The sequence below is a fragment of the Rhizobacter sp. P1_G5 genome (assembly GCF_056405435.1).
The window spans coordinates 1-1,497 of the sequence record NZ_JBFUCB010000956.1 but is presented as its reverse complement, the minus strand read 5'-3'; the positions used below and the strand labels follow the sequence as shown (position 1 = coordinate 1,497).

The 1,497-nt window shown below is 68.8% G+C and carries 2 protein-coding genes; both read right to left on the bottom strand.

Annotation, left to right across the window (positions count from 1 at the left end):
- On the bottom strand, positions 1-623 hold a 623-nt coding region (locus AC1D12_RS33085; RefSeq protein WP_477845344.1), incomplete at its 3' end, for a glycosyltransferase family protein.
- On the bottom strand, positions 620-1,441 hold the full coding sequence (locus AC1D12_RS33080; RefSeq protein ID WP_052211729.1) for a glycosyltransferase family 2 protein: 822 nt from the start codon (positions 1,439-1,441) through the stop codon (positions 620-622). The genes AC1D12_RS33085 and AC1D12_RS33080, both read right to left, overlap by 4 nt.
- Positions 1,442-1,497: the final 56 nt, after the last annotated feature.

Sequence of the window (1,497 nt, the reverse complement as noted above, 5' to 3'; positions counted from 1 at the left end):
AGCTTGGCCTGCATGTAGTCGGTGCGGCGCACGTGGCCGTAGTGGTAGATGTGCGCGTTCGCCAACGCGGCGTTCGGGTGGCGGCCGCGGCGGTGCCGGTCCATCACCACCCAGAACTGGCCGTCGGGTGCGTAGCTGCGGATCGTGTTGCGGATCAGCCGGCACTCGCGCCGGTACCAGGCCGGGCTGATCGCGAGCCAGTGCGGCGAGCCGTAGAAGTGCAGGTAGTCGAACACCAGCGCCTCGATGCGGCGGTCGGCATGGTGGCGCTCGACCGACGCGCGGATCGCCGCCAGCTCGCCCTCGTGCAGCACCTCGTCGCCCTCGAGGTAGAAGGCCCAGTCGCCGGTGCAGGCGAACTGCGCGATCATCTTCTGCTGCGCATAGACGAAGCCGCGCGACTCCATGCGCTCGTTCCACACGGTGTCGATCAGCCGGATCTTCGGGTCGCCGATCGCCAGCAGCCGTTCGCGGGTGTCGTCCTCGCCGCGGCCGACCGCGACCACGAACTCGTCGACCAGCGGCAGCAGCGAGCGCACCGAGGCCTCGAACGGGAAGCCGAGCTTGACGCCGTTGCGCAGGAACGTGAACCCGCTGATGGAGGCCGAAGCAGCAGCCGTCATAGCGTGTGCGACGCGAGCCGTGCCACCTCGGTCGCGCTCCACTTCTTCTCCATCGGGATCAGGCGCGCGGCGTCGGCGAAGGCCGGCGGGCGCGCGCGCAGCGTCACGCGGATGTAGTGGTGCACGAACACGTCGAGCGCGATGTGCAGCGGGCGGATGTCGCCGACCTCGACAGCGCGCTTCTTGGCCCGCAGGAACAGGTCGGCATCGGCGGCCTGGATGCGCTCGTCCCACAGCCCGATGCGGTCGATCGCGCGCCGGTTCATCAGCACCGAGTTGCCGACATAGCCCTCGATCACCAGGCCCTCGAACTGCTCGGCGCGCTCGCGGCAGAAGCGGTCCCAGTCGCCGTACATCCAGCGGTGCGACATGCCGAGCCAGGGCTGCTTGGCGCCGAAGAAGCGCACCGGCAGCGAGGCGCGCTTCCAGCGCCGGCGCAGCGCGTGCGTGGCCTCGGGCGTCTCGACGCGCTCGATGCCGCACACCGTCAGCGCGTCGAGCCCGTGCAGCTCGGCGTTGGCGATCAGCCGCGTGTCCCAGTCGGGCGGCACGACGATGTCGTTGTTCAGGAACGCGAGCCAGTCGCCCTGCGCGACCGCGATGCCCTGGTTCTGCGTGTACGGGTAGGAGAAATTCTGCGTGTTGCGGATCACCTTGGCACCGACCGACTCGAAGAACTCGGCCGAGCCGTCGGTCGACGCGTTGTCGATGATGATCAGCTCCGACGGCAGCCGGGTACAGCGCTGCAGGTGCTCGACGAACCAGCGGTTCATCTCCAGCTGGTTGTGGACGGCGGTGATGATGCTCAGTCGGGTCATCCTCGGCTCTCCGATGGCGCGGCGTGGGGGGTGCGGAATTGCAGCGAATGCAGGTG

What these genes read in the sequence shown, in the direction of transcription:
- AC1D12_RS33080 (WP_052211729.1), bottom strand. Translation starts at nt 1,441, where the DNA reads ATGACCCGACTGAGCATCATCACCGCCGTCCACAACCAGCTGGAGATG.